The sequence below is a fragment of the Tardiphaga sp. genome (assembly GCF_025356345.1).
GTDB lineage: Bacteria > Pseudomonadota > Alphaproteobacteria > Rhizobiales > Xanthobacteraceae > Tardiphaga.
Genome location: NZ_JANXTC010000186.1, coordinates 1 through 13,167 on the forward strand (window position 1 = coordinate 1; position 13,167 = coordinate 13,167).

Genomic DNA, 13,167 nt, shown 5'->3' on the forward strand with positions numbered 1-13,167 from the left:
CCGAGCCGCCGATCCTCGTCACCGCGCTTAACCAGCAGCAGCCGACGCTGACGCTGGGTGGCAAGATCTATGAAAGCCTGCTGCGCTACAGCCCCGAGCTGAAGCCGATGCCGGGTCTCGCCGAATCCTGGACCGTCTCGCCGGATGGGCTTGTCTATACTTTCAAGCTGTTCCCCAAGATCACCTTCCATGACGGCCATCCGTTGACCTCCGAAGACGTCGTGTTCTCGGTGATGAAGGTGCTGACCGAAACCCATGCCCGCGCCCGCGGCACTTTCCTGCGCATCGAGAAGGCGGAGTCGCCCGATCCGCTGACCGTGGTATTCACGCTGAAGGCGCCGTTCGCGCCGTTCCTCAATTCGTTCGACTGCACCACGGCGCCGGTGCTGCCCAAGCACATCTATGACGGTACCGACTTCCGCAAGAACCCGGCCAATGCGCAAGCGATCGGCTCTGGTCCGTTCAAGCTCAAGGAATGGGTCAAGGGGTCGCACATCCACCTCGTCAAGCACGACGGCTATTACCGCGCCGGCGAGCCGCATCTCGACGAGATCATCTATCGCGTGATTCCCGATGCCGCATCGCGCTCGGTGGCCCTCGAGCAGGGCATCGTGCAACTGACGCAGTGGACCGACGTCGAATTGTTCGACGTGGCTCGGCTGTCGAAGCTGCCGAACCTGGAAATGACCACCAAGGGCTACGAGTTCTTCGCGCCGCATTTCTGGCTCGAGATGAACAACCGCGTCGCGCCGATGAACGACAAGCGCTTCCGTCAGGCCGTGATGTACGCGATCGACCGCAAGGCGCTGCTGAGCCGGGTGTTCTTCAACCTCGGCAAGGTCGCCACCGGTCCGGTGTCGTCGAAGACCCGGTTCTATGAAAAGGACGTGCCGCAATACGATTACTCGCTCGACAAGGCCAAGGCGCTGCTCGAGGAGATGGGCTTGAAGCCGGGCGCCGACGGCAAGCGCGTCAGCATCAAGTTCCTGGTGCCGCCCTATGGCGAGCTGTGGCAGCGCGGTGCGGAATTCTTCCGACAGTCGCTGTCGCGGGTCGGCATCGACTTGCAACTGGTCGGTCTCGATCTTGCCGGCTGGGCCGAGAAGACCAGCAACTGGGATTTCGAGATGACCAGCAATTTGCTGTACCAGTTCGGCGACCCCGCGCTCGGCGTGTCGCGCAGCTATATCACCGCGAACATCCGCAAGGGCATCCTGTTTTCCAACATCGCCGGCTATTCCAATCCGGAAGTCGACCGGCTGTTCGAGGAAGCGGCGGTCGCAACCGACGACAAAAAGCGCCAGGAGCTCTACACCGCCGTGCAGAAGATCGTGGTCGACGAAGTCCCGATCGCCTGGATGATCGAGCAGGATTTCCCGAATTTCTACGACAAGAAGCTGAAGAACGTCATCACCACCGGCATCGGCGTCCACGAGACCTTCGGCGTGGTCACGATCGGATGAGTTTGACTTCTGTCAACGTAACGGGCGGACGCGTATTTTCTTACGCGTTCGCCGTGGCGAACTGGGCGGCAAGGCTTGTAGCCGTCGTTCTCGTCATCGCCACCTTCAACTTCATCCTGGTGCATGCCGCGCCGGGCGATCCCGCGCAGGTGATGGCCGGGCAGAGCGGTTCGTCTGACGAAAAACTGCTGGCCTCGCTGCGTGCCGAATACGGTCTCGACAAGCCCTATATCATCCAGCTTGGCACCTATCTGAAACGCGTGGTGACGCTCGACCTCGGTTATTCCTACCGCCAGCAGCGCCCGGTGCTGACGCTGATCGGCGAGCGCATGCCGGCGACCCTGTTGCTCACCGGTACCGCCTTTTTGGCCGCGCTGTTCGCGGGCATCCTGCTCGGCACGCTGGCCGGCATTCGCGCCGGCAAATGGTCGGACACCATGCTGACGGTGGTGTCGCTGCTGCTCTATGCGATGCCGGTGTTCTGGCTCGGGCTGATGCTGGTGCTACTGTTTTCGGTGCAGCTGAACTGGCTGCCAGCCTTTGGCTACGTCACCATCGGCGTCACACAGACCGCCTTCGAACGCGCGCTGGATATCGGCAAGCACCTGTTGCTGCCAGGTCTGTCGCTGGCCGCGGTCTATCTGGCGATCTATGCGCGGCTGATGCGCTCCTCGGTGATCGAGGTGATGCACCAGGACTTCATCAAGACCGCGCGCGCCAAGGGCCTGAAGCAGGGCCGCATCATCTTTCACCATGTCCTGCGCAACGCCATCCTGCCGGTGGTGACCGTCGCGGGTATGCAGGCCGGCGCGCTGGTTGGCGGCGCGGTGGTGGTGGAAACCGTGTTTGCCTGGCCCGGCCTCGGACGGCTGATCTATGACGCGGTGCTGCAGCGCGACTATCCGGTGATGCTCGGCATCTTCCTGGTGATGTCCGTGATTGTCATCGTGCTCAATCTCGTGACCGACGTGATCTATCGCATGGTCGATCCGCGCGTCACCACCAACGCGTCCTGAACGGAGAGTCCCGCCATGGACAGCCTCAAGATTTTCCTCCGACGTCCGGCCGGTGTGATCGGGCTGCTGTTCCTGATGATCATCATCGCGCTGGCGATCGCCGCGCCGTATCTGTTTCCCGATGATCCCTGGGACATGGCCGGCGCACCGTTCCAGCCGCCGCTGAGCGAGGATCTGCCGCTCGGCTCCGACATGCTCGGACGCAACGTCGCCGCCGGCATCGTCTATGGCGCGCGGGTGTCGCTGACCATTGGGCTGGCTTCCACGCTGGCCGCGGTGCTGATCGGCGTTCTTGTCGGCGCCTTCGCGGGTTATTATGGCGGCAAGGTCGATGACCTCTTGATGCGCGTCACCGAACTGTTCCAGACCATCCCCGGCTTCATCCTTGCCATCCTGCTGGTGGCGACGCTGGGTCCGACGCTGCGCCACGTCATCTTTGCCATCGCGGCGGTGAGCTGGCCGCCGCTGGCACGGCTGACGCGCGCGGAATTCTTGCGATTACGCAACCGCGAATTCGTGCAGGCCGCGGTGTGCCAGGGGCAGGGGGCGCTGTCGGTGGTGCTGCGCCACATTTTACCCAATGCGATCTCGCCGATCATTGTCACCGGCTCGCTGACGATTGCCTCCGCAATCCTGATCGAGAGCGCGCTGAGTTTCATGGGGCTCGGCGATCCAAATCTGATGTCCTGGGGTTTTATGGTCGGCTCCGCCCGCTCCGTGATTCGCCAGGCGTGGTGGATGAGCGTGTTCCCGGGCGTTGCCATCCTGCTCACGGTGCTCGCCATCAATCTGGTCGGCGAAGGTCTCAACGACACGCTGAACCCGCGAATTTCACGCAAGCGGGGCCACTGATGTCTGACACCACACTGCTCTCGATCGAGAATCTGTCGATTGCGCTGCCGGAGGGCGCCGACCGCGCCTTTGCGATCGAGGACGTTTCGTTCAAGGTCCATCGCAACGAGATCGTCTGCCTGGTAGGCGAGTCCGGTTCCGGCAAGTCGATGACCGCGCATGCGATCCTGCGGCTGCTGCCGGATGAAGTCCGCATCAGTACCGGCGCTGTCAAATTCAATGACGCCGATATCGCGACCGCCGACGAGGCGCGGATGCGCCATCTGCGCGGCGGCGAGATCTCGATGATCTTTCAGGAGCCGCTTTCCGCGCTCAATCCGCTGACCCGGGTCGGCCAGCAGATCGCGGAATCCATCATCACGCACACCAGACCGGTTCCGTCGCGCGCGGCGGTCGACGCCCGCGTACAGGAGCTGATTGGCGCGGTCGGCCTGCCGGATCCGGCGGCGCTGGCGCGCAGCTATCCGTTCCAGCTCTCTGGCGGGCAGCGCCAGCGCATCATGATCGCGATGGCGATGGCCAATAATCCGGCGCTGCTGCTGGCCGACGAGCCGACCACCGCGCTCGATGTCACCACGCAAAAACAGATTTTGGCGCTGGTGAAGCGGCTGCAGACCGAGCGCGGCATGGGCGTGCTGCTGATCACTCATGATTTTGGCGTGGTCGCCGACGTCGCGGATCGCGTCGTGGTGATGCGCCACGGCCGTGTCGTCGAGCAGGGCACCGTCGACGAGGTGCTGCGCCATCCCAAGGATGACTATACCAGGAGCCTGATTGCCGCGGTGCCCGGGGCGCGCAAGCTGTCCAGTGCCAATCGTCAGATCGGCACCGAGCCGCTGCTCGATGCCGTCGGCCTCAGCAAGACCTTTGTCACCAGCCAGGGCCTGTTCCTGCCGCAGCGCCGCACAGCGGCGGTGCGGAACATCTCGCTCAGCCTGAAGGCCCGCGAAACCATCGCCATCGTCGGTGAGTCCGGCTCCGGCAAGTCGACGCTTGGACGCATGCTGATGCGGCTGATCGAGCCCGACCGGGGCTCGGTGCATTTCGTCGGCGATGATCTGCTGGCGCAGCGTGGCGCGCGGTTGCGCGAGATGCGGCGAAAAATCCAGATCGTGTTTCAGGATCCGTTCGCGGCGCTCGATCCGCGCCAGCGGGTGGGCGACGCCATCGCGCGTGGGCCGATGGCCCATGGTGCGTCGAAGGCCCAAGCCTATGTTGATGCCCGTCGCTTGCTCGCCCGCGTCGGCCTCACGGAGAGCGCCATCGACCGCTACCCGCATGAATTCTCGGGTGGTTAACGCCAGCGCATCTGTATCGCCCGCGCTCTGGCCCTGAAGCCCCTGGTGCTGGTAGCCGACGAGGCGGTGTCGGCGCTCGACGTCTCCGTGCAGTCGCATATTCTGGCATTGCTGGCGGAACTGCGCGAGGAGATGAATCTGGCGATGATCTTCATCACCCACGATCTGCGCGTCGCCGCCGAGATCGCCGACCGCATCGTCGTGATGCGCCGCGGCGAGATCGTCGAGCAGGGCGCGACACAGGATATTTTCGACAATCCCAAGGACGCCTATACGCGCGCGCTGCTCGATGCGATCCCCGGCCGCGGCATGTTCGCTGGTCCCGGCGCAAGGCCGGTGCGGGCGGTGGTCGCGTAACGATCCGGCTGGCTTAGCGCGAGGCCGTCAAGCCTGTGTGTCGAGCACCGCGTTGCTCGGCGTCGCGCCAGCGACAGCAGATGACGCCGTGGTAGCCGCGGCTGCGGTCGCTTCCTGCAAAGCCTTCTGGTCGGCCTGGATGATACTCGCCGCTGCTTTCGCCGCCTGATCGGCGGCCAGTTTGGCCTGCGCCTGGGCCAGCGTGCTCGCACTGCTGGATCCGGAAATGCTTGTCATGATAGGCCTCTTTTCGGGCGCAAATCCTGGCCCGGCTCGATCCTGTTGGCAGAACGATCCATCACAGCTACGCCGCCGTGGTTAACCGGTTGGGTATCGTACCCATCAGCGCAGCTTTAACTACCTGCAAGCGCAGCCATTCTTGTTTCGTATTGTTTCCGCAAGCGACGATCTCCGCACAAGGCATGCCCGGCGCACCGGAGCCATCCGGCCGCGGTGGTTGTCCTCGCGGCGAATGCCGGCCATGTTCGCTGGTAAAAGCGACCATGGAGGAGACGTCATGATAGCGGCCAGCGGCTTGCCGGGCGGCGCATTGCGCATCGAAACGCATTTCGGCCGCGAGATGCGGTGTTTTTCCGAGCGCCCCGCCAATCTTGCGGCGATGTTTGCCGGCTCGCTGCTGCGCTTTCCGCGGCGCCCGGCGCTCGTGGAAGAGGGCGCGGCACTCAGCTATCTGGAACTGGATGATCTGGCGTCCCGGATCGCGTCGGGGCTGCATGCCCGCGGTGTCTTGCCCGGTGATCGGGTGGCGCTGTTTCTTGGCAATAGCACCGAATTCGTCGCGAGCTTTCTGGCCTGCAGCCGTTGCGGCTTCATCGTCGTTCCGATCGGCATTCGTCAGCAGCGCGCCGAGCTGGAATTCGTGCTGAACGACAGCGGCGCCAAGGCGATCCTGTTCGAGGCGCGATTGTCCGAGCTGGTGCCATCCATAGCGGAAGCCAAAACAGTTGGCATCCGTATCAGCGTGAACGGTACCACGGCCGGCGCCGAGGAATTCGACGCGCTGCCGCATGGCGGACCGTCACCGGTGTTCTCGCCGAACGAGGATGATGTCGCCGTCATCCTGTACACGTCGGGCACCACCGGCAAACCGAAGGGCGCGCAGCTCACCCATCTCGGTGTCGTCCACTCCGCGCTACATTTTGCCCGCGGCAACGGGCTCGACGAGAATGACCGCGGGCTGGTGGCGGTGCCGTTGTCGCATGTCACCGGGCTGGTCGCCGTGATGCTGACCATGCTGGCGGTCGGCGGCTGTGCCGTCTTGATGCGACGCGACTACAAGACCGAACTGTTTCTCGATCTCGTCAGTCGCGAACGCATCACCTACACGCTGGTGGTCCCCACCATCTATACGCTATGCGCGATGCACCCGAATTTTGCCGCCTATGACCTGTCGGCGTGGCGAATCGGCAGTTTTGGCGGCGCGCCGATGCCGGTGCCGACCATCGCGACGCTGGCGAAGACGTTACCGCGGCTCGAACTGATCAACGCCTATGGCGCCACCGAGAGCACCTCGCCCGCGACGATCATGCCGCGGCCGCTGTGGCGCGATCACCTCGACAGCGTCGGGCAGGTTGTGCCTTGCGGCGAAATCGTGGTGGTGGATGACGCGGGCCAACGCGTCGCACCGGGCGAACCCGGGGAGCTCCTGATCGCCGGGCCGATGGTGGTGCCGAGCTACTGGAACCGGCCCGAGGCCAATGCCAGCGAATTCGTCGATGGTTTCTGGCGCTCCGGCGATATCGGCTCGATGGACGCGGACGGCTTTGTCCGCGTGTTTGACCGCAAGAAGGACATGCTGAACCGCGGCGGCTTCAAGGTGTTCTGCGCCGAAGTGGAGAACACCATCTGCGGCCTCGAGGGCGTCGCCGAATGCGCGATCATCGGCCGTCCCGATCCGGTGCTCGGCGAACGCGTCCACGCCATCGTGGTGCCGCGCCAGCCAGGCCTGCTGTCGCCGGACGACGTCCGCGATTTTTGCTCGCAGCGGATGGCCGACTACAAGGTGCCGGAAATCATCACGCTTCGCGTCGAGCCCTTGCCGCGCAACGCCAATGGCAAGATCCAGAAAGCGATGCTGCGCCAGATCTTCGCCGCCTGATCAGCGGGTTCAGTCCAGCTTGACGCCGGCCTCGGCGACCACCTTGCGCCATCGCGCGGTTTCAGCCGACACCATTTGGCTGAACGCCGCACCTGACACGTCGGGCACATCCGAGCCGTTGCGCTCCCAGGTGTCCCGGATCGCTGGGGTCTGCAGGGCGGCCTTCAGCTCCCTGGTCATCCGCTCGATGATCTCCGGCGGTGTGTTCTTCGGCGCGAACACGCCGTACCAGGTTGCCACTTCAAAGCCGGGCAGGCCGGCTTCGGCCGCGGTGGGGAGATCGGGAAACGCCGAAACCCGCTTTGGCGCGGCAATCGCCAGCGCGCGCAACTGTCCGCTCTTGATCTGTGGCGCCGACGAGCCGAGGCCGTCGAACACCACCGGTACGTGGCCGGCGATCAGGTCCTGCATCGCCGGTCCCGCGCCTCGGTAGGGCACGTGGAGGAGACGGGTCCTGGTCAGGCTCTTGAACAGCTCGCCCGCCAGATGATGCGTGGTGCCCGCGCCGGCGGAGCCGTAATTGACCTTGTCGGGATTGGCCTGCAGATAGGCGATGAACTCGGGAAGCGTTTTGGCAGCGATCTTGTCGGGGTTGACGACGACGACCTGTGGTGGCCGCGCGATCAGGGCGACGGCGATGAAATCCTTCTCGATGTCGTAATCGAGGTTGGGATAGAGCGACGGCGCAATGGCGTGATGCGCGGCGCCCATGAAAAAGGTGTAGCCGTCCGGCGCGGCCTTGGCGGCGAGCGAGGCTCCCACGGTGCCGCCGGCACCAGCGCGGTTTTCGATCAGTATGCGCTTGCCCAGTTGGGTGTCGAGCTGCTGCGCCAGCGGCCGGGCAAAGGCGTCGGTGCCGCCGCCGGCGGCAAACGGGACGATGAAGGTGATCGGCTTCTGCGGCCAGGTTTCAGCGTGCGCTGCTCCGGCCAATCCGGAACAGAGGACCGCCAGGACAGCACAGGCGACCCTGCGGCCAGCTTTGATAGGCATGGTGTTTCTCCCTATTGGAACTGCGCCGCTTGTCGCGGCTTTTTGCGGTTGTTGCCGATCGCCCGATGCCGAGCGACAAATTGTCTCAACTACCCAAGATTGCGCGCATGATCCGGCAACCGGCCGCGGCGTACAAGCGGGGCAGGCGAGGCGTTTGGTCGCTGGACTTTCGTCGCAGAACGGCTCCGGTTGTCGGTAGGTCGCCCGAGGAAGGCCGTTTCATGCGCCGGGGAACCGAAGGCCGGTTGCCCGATTATTTTGCAGAACGTTTTGGAGGCAGGCATGTCCCACCATTGGCGCGCGGCAGTTGGAAGACCGGACGACATTCAGAACGACCATGATTTTGAGTACCTGGTCGGCTGGATCGTCAGCGCCCTGGCGCTAGTCGCGACCATCGCGGTGGTATGGCGTTTTGAGCTGTAGGCGAAGTCGTGCGTGAACCATCACCAAAATGGTGGGCGATGCAGGGATCGAACCTGCGACCCCACCCGTGTGAAGGGTGTGCTCTCCCGCTGAGCTAATCGCCCGCAGCCATTTCACCAGAAGTTCCCAGGCAGATCGACCCTGGCGGTGGATGACGTCAGTGGCGCGATTTACGGAGTCGGGGGTGGGGGTGTCAAGCATGCGCTTCGGGCTGCCCGAACATTGTTCGCGAGATCGCTGAAAACACCGCCTTTTTAGACCGGCTGCTGAGCCCGCGAGGCATGGGACTGCAAGGCCCGTATCCGGTCGGCGAGGGTTCCGCCGGCAACGAATCCGTTGCCATTGGCGGGTGTCGGCGGCTGCTGCGGAGGTGGCTCGGCGGCAAGGATCGCGTTGATCGCAGAATTTGGCCCTTCCAGCGTCATCGCCAGCTTCGCGACCTCGGCGGCGATATCGTTGATGCGCTCCCGCAACAGAGCGTTTTCCATGCGCTCTGTAGCCCATGAGCTCTCCGCCTGCTGCTGGATGGCATTGAGGTCACGCTGCAGGCGTGAGCGTTCCTCCTGGGCGGTCCGCAGCGCCTGATCGGCGACGGCTTTTTCGGCCCGCAATTTCTCCACCAGCGACGAGGCGCTGCCGCCGGTCTTGGCGGCGATCTCGACACGCAGGTCCTGCGCGATTCGTTCGGCGGCCGCGCTGGCGTGGCGCAACTGACTGTTCTCGAAATCGCGCTCGGCCAACAGCTTGGTCTGCAGGTCGAGCTGTGACTCCAGCTCGTTGACGCGCAGCCCGAGCTGTTCGGCGGCGCGGACCTGGCTCATTAGCTGCTGGTCGAGATCGGTGACCCGCTGGCTGAGGTTTTCGACGCGGGCGCGCGCCTCGGTCAGTTCGCGGGTCGCTGTATCGGATTCGCCGCGTTGCAGTTCCAGCCGCTGCTGCGTGCTGGAAAATTCCTTCTCGGCGTCTTCCACGCGATTCTTCAACGCCTCGATCTGGGCGCGTACCGCGACCAGTTCGATCTGGCGGCTGTCGGCGACCATGGTGCGATCGGATAATTCGTGGCCGAGCCTCGCCAGTTCGCCCTGCTTGTCGGCGAGTGCGCGTTCAGCCGCGCGCAGCGATTCCATCTTGGCTGCGAACTCCGTTTCGGTCGCGGCCAACTTCTCATTGACCGCGGTTTCACGGGCTTCAAGCGAGAAGATGGTCGCGTTCTTCTCGCCAAGCTCCAGCTTCATGCGGTTGATAGCGTCGGATTTCTTGCCGAGTTCGGCGAGTTGGCTGGTGGTCTTGTTCTTGAGCTGGTCGACACTGATCTCTAGACGCCGCGCCGACATCGCGAATTCGGCACGCAGCTGGTCCTTGTCAGCCTGGATTTCCGCCATCGACAGCGGGGTAGCGGCCTCCAGCCGCCGGGTGGTGAGCCGCACCGCGCGGTTATGAACCAGCGGTACGATCATAAGGCCAAAAAGCATGGAGACCAGAAAACCGATCGCCAGATACATGATCGGTTCAACCATGAATAATACTCCCACGTCCTGAAATTAGTCGGTACCATGCCATGGCGGGCGCGAAAAACGCTAGTGTAACGCCACGTTAACCTTTATTGCGACGCGGGAGGTGACGGCAGGCCGTCCGCTCAGAACGGGTTCCAGGTCGCACTTGGTGTGAATTTGAGATAGCCAATATTGGCGCCCAGCCGCAGCCCGAGCCCGGAGCGGATCGGCACCAACACGATGTTGTTGGAGGTCAGCGCCGTCATGCCGAAGCCGCCAATAATATAGGCAGAGCCGTCGATGCCGCCGAAACGCTGGTATATCGCGTTGGTGGCCGGCAGATTGTAGACCAGCGTCATGGTGCGGGCGCCGTCGCCACCCCAGTCGAAGCCGACCGAGGGACCCTGCCAGTAAACCCGGAGATCGCCGGCGTTCTTGGTATAGAGCGTACCCTCGCCGTAACGCAGACCGGCGACGATGGCTCCGGAACCTTCCTCGCCGAGAATGTAGCCGTTCGGCAGGCCCCATTGGCTGACGGCCTTCTCGATGATCGAGGCAAGGCCGCGCGAGACGTTGCCGAAGAAGCGATGGCCGGCGCCGACCAGCTCATCCGAACGAAACGAATCGGGCGCGACCTGCTGCTGCGGCGGGCGCGGCGGCTGTTGAGCCGCGGCGGGCGACATCCCAAGCGTCATCGCTGCGAGCGCCAGCGCAGCAAGGCGTGATGCGACGGTCATGAAAAACCCCTAGCTATGCGAATTGTGTCGGTGGCCTTAACCGGATGCTGACATGCGTGGCCTAGACCGATCGACAGTATCCCCGACTCTCTACACTATCGGTAGCAACTATGACGGCACAACGGCGGGATTTGAAAGGGTGGCACCACGGAATCGTCCTGATCGTGGTTGTCGCAATGGCCGGGCTGCCGGTTGCCGGCGGCGCCGCCACGACCGAGCGCGTCGTTTCCGACCGTTACACGGGTCTGGCGATCCGCGGTTTCGATCCGGTTGCCTATTTCACAGAGGGGCAGCCGACACTCGGACAGCTCGACTTCGAGCTGTCCGACGAGGGCGTGGTCTGGCGCTTCTGCAATGAGGGCAATCGGCTGTCTTTTGCGGCGCATCCGGAAGTCTATGGGCCGCAATTCGGCGGCTACGATCCGGTCGATGTGGCGCGCGGCGTCGCCTTTGCCGGCAATCCGCAGATCTGGTTGATCTCCGAAAAGCGGCTGTATCTGTTCGGCCGCGCGGAAACCCGCGATGCCTTCGCGGCGGCGCCTGCCACCGTATTAAACGATGCCCGGAAGCGCTGGGTGCAGTTGCAGCAACAGCTGGCACGCTGATCCTCGGGGTTAGCCCGCCTGCACGGCGATCGGGTCGCCCCAGGCGATGAATTCCGGGACGATGAAATCGGCGCGGTTGCCGCCGAAGCGCACCGGGGCGCCGCAGGCATCGGTGACCCGGCCGCCGGCGGCCACCAGCACGGCCTGGCCGGCCGCCACATCCCATTCGCTGGTCGGCGCCAGCCGCGGGTAGATGTCAGCGGCGCCCTCGGCGACGCGGCAGAGTTTGACGGCGGAGCCGATTTCCATCCGGACCGCGCCAGGCCGGGCTGCGATGAAGGCTTCCGTCCGCGGGTCGCCGTGTGACCGGCTGACGGCGGCAACCCAAGGGGTGCCAGCGGACGGGGCTGGGCGGCTGAAAATCGGCGTTGCAGCCCCGACCGCGAAGTCCGGGCCAATCCGCAGGCGCTCGGCGCCGCGGCCGACCAGCCCGCGCCAGACCAGTCCTAAAGCTGGGGCGCCGACAATGCCCAGCAGGGGCGCGCCGTTGACGACAAGCGCGATATTGACCGTGAACTCGTTGCGCCCGGCGACAAATTCCTTGGTGCCATCGAGCGGATCGATCAGGAACAAATTGCCCGCATAGGGCGGTTTAGCGAGCTGCAAACGCTCTTCCGACAGCGACGGAATTTCCGGATACAGCCGCGTCAGTCCCTCGGCGATCACGGCGTCGGCCGCAAGGTCGGCTTCGGTTACCGGGGATCCATCGGCCTTGCCGTCAACCGTCATGACGTTGCGGTTGACCGCCAGGATGGCCGCGCCGGCCCGGATCACGAGTTCAGTCAGCGGCGCCAGCAGTTCGGCGGCGGCGTCAAGGCTCAGGCCGGCCACGCCATGATTACTCATCAACAAGTCCCATCCCTGTAAGCCGATTTGCGTCTGAGGCGCGCCTTGATGTGGCCGCGCTCGCGCGCGCAGTGTATCAAACCATAACGCAATTGCTTGATTCGCCGTTTATCTGCGCGGCCCTCCAGGAGATTATCTCATGTCCGGCACTCCTGCTCCCGGTGCGGCTCCCGACGCGCTAGAACTCGCCGCCCTGCTGTGTTCGCGGGTGTGCCATGACCTGATCAGTCCGGTCGGTGCCATCGTCAACGGCCTTGAAGTGCTCGATGACAACCCGAAGCCGGAGGATCGCGAGTTCGCCCTTGACCTCATTCGCAAGAGTGCCAAAACGGCGTCGGCGCGGCTGCAGTTTTGCCGGCTTGCATTCGGCGCCGCCGGCTCGGCCGGCGCACAGATCGATCTCGGCGATGCGCAGAACATGGCGCGCGGCCATCTCGAGGATGCCAAGACCAGGATCGAATGGAATCTGCCGCGTATCCTGCTGGGCAAGAACAAGGTCAAGCTGCTGCTCAACATGATGGTGATTGCACAGCAGACGATCCCGCGCGGTGGCGTGCTGACGGTGGATCAGGTCGGCGAAGGCGACGCGCTCGGCTTCCGCGTCAACGCGGCCGGCCTGAACGCCCGGCTCCCGCAGAACATCGTGCTGCTGCTGAGTGCTGACCATGCCGGCAACGTCGATGCCCACGCCGTACAGCCTTATTATACGCGTCTGCTGGCGCAGGCCTGCGGTCTGACCGTGGTGCTCGCGGCCGAGGACGAAGCCATCGTGGTGACGGCGTCGTAAGTCAGAGAACCGTCCCACGGCGTTAACGAATAGTTAGCGGACAGGTTAATACTTGTCCGCAACTGTCTAATTTGATTGCCGATTTCATTCTTTTCGGAATACTCAACCAATATTAAACGCTTTGCAGTGAAGGTGGTCTCATTCCAAAGGGCGTAGCGAAAGTCGCGCGCTGGGGTGC

General features: G+C 63.9%; 12 protein-coding genes, 1 tRNA gene and 1 pseudogene. 8 read left to right on the forward strand and 6 right to left on the reverse strand.

Annotation, left to right across the window (positions count from 1 at the left end; genetic code table 11):
• From Q0S16_RS10945 to Q0S16_RS10960, 4 genes and pseudogenes are all read left to right on the forward strand, one after another.
• On the forward strand, positions 1-1,463 hold a 1,463-nt coding region (locus Q0S16_RS10945; RefSeq protein WP_295848093.1), incomplete at its 5' end, for an ABC transporter substrate-binding protein.
• Entirely contained in the window at positions 1,460-2,479 is a 1,020-nt protein-coding gene (locus Q0S16_RS10950; protein WP_295848094.1) for an ABC transporter permease, read from the forward strand. The genes Q0S16_RS10945 and Q0S16_RS10950, both read left to right, overlap by 4 nt.
• 15 nt (positions 2,480-2,494) lie before the next feature.
• Complete coding sequence (locus Q0S16_RS10955) at positions 2,495-3,331, forward strand: ABC transporter permease (protein ID WP_295848096.1); 837 nt, start codon at positions 2,495-2,497, stop codon at positions 3,329-3,331.
• A pseudogene (locus Q0S16_RS10960) lies at positions 3,331-4,986 on the forward strand (ABC transporter ATP-binding protein). Before Q0S16_RS10955 ends, Q0S16_RS10960 begins: the two are co-directional and overlap by 1 nt.
• A 27-nt stretch (positions 4,987-5,013) precedes the next feature.
• On the opposite strand, the gene Q0S16_RS10965 reads toward Q0S16_RS10960, so the two are convergent.
• Positions 5,014-5,223 (reverse strand): hypothetical protein, encoded by a 210-nt coding sequence (locus tag Q0S16_RS10965; RefSeq protein WP_295848099.1) that lies wholly within the window; start codon positions 5,221-5,223, stop codon positions 5,014-5,016.
• A 280-nt stretch (positions 5,224-5,503) separates the two neighbouring features.
• Here Q0S16_RS10965 and Q0S16_RS10970 point away from each other — a divergent pair, with 280 nt between their 5' ends.
• Complete coding sequence (locus tag Q0S16_RS10970) at positions 5,504-7,105, forward strand: class I adenylate-forming enzyme family protein (protein ID WP_295848101.1); 1,602 nt, start codon at positions 5,504-5,506, stop codon at positions 7,103-7,105.
• Positions 7,106-7,114: 9 nt separating this feature from the next.
• Here Q0S16_RS10970 and Q0S16_RS10975 read toward each other — a convergent pair whose 3' ends face one another.
• Positions 7,115-8,098: a tripartite tricarboxylate transporter substrate binding protein gene (locus Q0S16_RS10975; protein WP_295848104.1), complete on the reverse strand. Its 984-nt coding sequence runs from the start codon at positions 8,096-8,098 to the stop codon at positions 7,115-7,117.
• A 282-nt stretch (positions 8,099-8,380) separates the two neighbouring features.
• Between Q0S16_RS10975 and Q0S16_RS10980 the strand changes: the two genes are divergently transcribed.
• Positions 8,381-8,521, forward strand: a complete 141-nt coding sequence (locus Q0S16_RS10980) for a hypothetical protein (protein ID WP_295848108.1) — start codon at positions 8,381-8,383, stop codon at positions 8,519-8,521.
• 29 nt (positions 8,522-8,550) lie between these two features.
• Here Q0S16_RS10980 and Q0S16_RS10985 read toward each other — a convergent pair.
• The 3 genes from Q0S16_RS10985 to Q0S16_RS10995 all read right to left on the reverse strand — a co-directional run bounded on the left by Q0S16_RS10985 (position 8,551) and on the right by Q0S16_RS10995 (position 10,751).
• Positions 8,551-8,625: transfer RNA gene (locus tag Q0S16_RS10985), tRNA-Val, on the reverse strand.
• A 150-nt stretch (positions 8,626-8,775) separates the two neighbouring features.
• A complete protein-coding gene (locus Q0S16_RS10990) occupies positions 8,776-10,038 on the reverse strand; it encodes a hypothetical protein (protein ID WP_295848109.1) in 1,263 nt (420 codons plus the stop codon).
• A gap of 119 nt (positions 10,039-10,157) precedes the next feature.
• A complete protein-coding gene (locus tag Q0S16_RS10995) occupies positions 10,158-10,751 on the reverse strand; it encodes a DUF1134 domain-containing protein (protein ID WP_295848111.1) in 594 nt (197 codons plus the stop codon).
• Positions 10,752-10,861: 110 nt separating this feature from the next.
• Between Q0S16_RS10995 and Q0S16_RS11000 the strand changes: the two genes are divergently transcribed.
• Positions 10,862-11,356: a YHS domain-containing (seleno)protein gene (locus Q0S16_RS11000; protein ID WP_295848114.1), complete on the forward strand. Its 495-nt coding sequence runs from the start codon at positions 10,862-10,864 to the stop codon at positions 11,354-11,356.
• A 9-nt stretch (positions 11,357-11,365) separates the two neighbouring features.
• On the opposite strand, the gene Q0S16_RS11005 is transcribed toward Q0S16_RS11000, so the two are convergent.
• On the reverse strand, positions 11,366-12,202 hold the full coding sequence (locus Q0S16_RS11005; protein WP_295848116.1) for a 3'(2'),5'-bisphosphate nucleotidase CysQ: 837 nt from the start codon (positions 12,200-12,202) through the stop codon (positions 11,366-11,368).
• 139 nt (positions 12,203-12,341) lie between these two features.
• On the opposite strand from Q0S16_RS11005, the gene chpT reads away from it, so the two are divergent.
• The gene (gene chpT / locus Q0S16_RS11010; protein WP_295848118.1) at positions 12,342-12,989 is read left to right on the forward strand and encodes a histidine phosphotransferase ChpT; all 648 of its coding nucleotides are present in this window, start codon (positions 12,342-12,344) and stop codon (positions 12,987-12,989) included.
• The last annotated feature ends 178 nt before the right edge of the window (positions 12,990-13,167 follow it).

Coding starts and splice junctions, on each gene's coding strand:
- Q0S16_RS11000 (WP_295848114.1), top strand. CDS start 10,862: ATGACGGCACAACGGCGGGATTTGAAAGGGTGGCACCACGGAATCGTC.
- Q0S16_RS10990 (WP_295848109.1), bottom strand. CDS start 10,038: ATGGTTGAACCGATCATGTATCTGGCGATCGGTTTTCTGGTCTCCATG.
- Q0S16_RS10980 (WP_295848108.1), top strand. CDS start 8,381: ATGTCCCACCATTGGCGCGCGGCAGTTGGAAGACCGGACGACATTCAG.
- Q0S16_RS10950 (WP_295848094.1), top strand. CDS start 1,460: ATGAGTTTGACTTCTGTCAACGTAACGGGCGGACGCGTATTTTCTTAC.
- Q0S16_RS10975 (WP_295848104.1), bottom strand. CDS start 8,098: ATGCCTATCAAAGCTGGCCGCAGGGTCGCCTGTGCTGTCCTGGCGGTC.
- Q0S16_RS10955 (WP_295848096.1), top strand. CDS start 2,495: ATGGACAGCCTCAAGATTTTCCTCCGACGTCCGGCCGGTGTGATCGGG.
- Q0S16_RS11005 (WP_295848116.1), bottom strand. CDS start 12,202: ATGAGTAATCATGGCGTGGCCGGCCTGAGCCTTGACGCCGCCGCCGAA.
- chpT (WP_295848118.1), top strand. CDS start 12,342: ATGTCCGGCACTCCTGCTCCCGGTGCGGCTCCCGACGCGCTAGAACTC.
- Q0S16_RS10965 (WP_295848099.1), bottom strand. CDS start 5,223: ATGACAAGCATTTCCGGATCCAGCAGTGCGAGCACGCTGGCCCAGGCG.
- Q0S16_RS10995 (WP_295848111.1), bottom strand. CDS start 10,751: ATGACCGTCGCATCACGCCTTGCTGCGCTGGCGCTCGCAGCGATGACG.
- Q0S16_RS10970 (WP_295848101.1), top strand. CDS start 5,504: ATGATAGCGGCCAGCGGCTTGCCGGGCGGCGCATTGCGCATCGAAACG.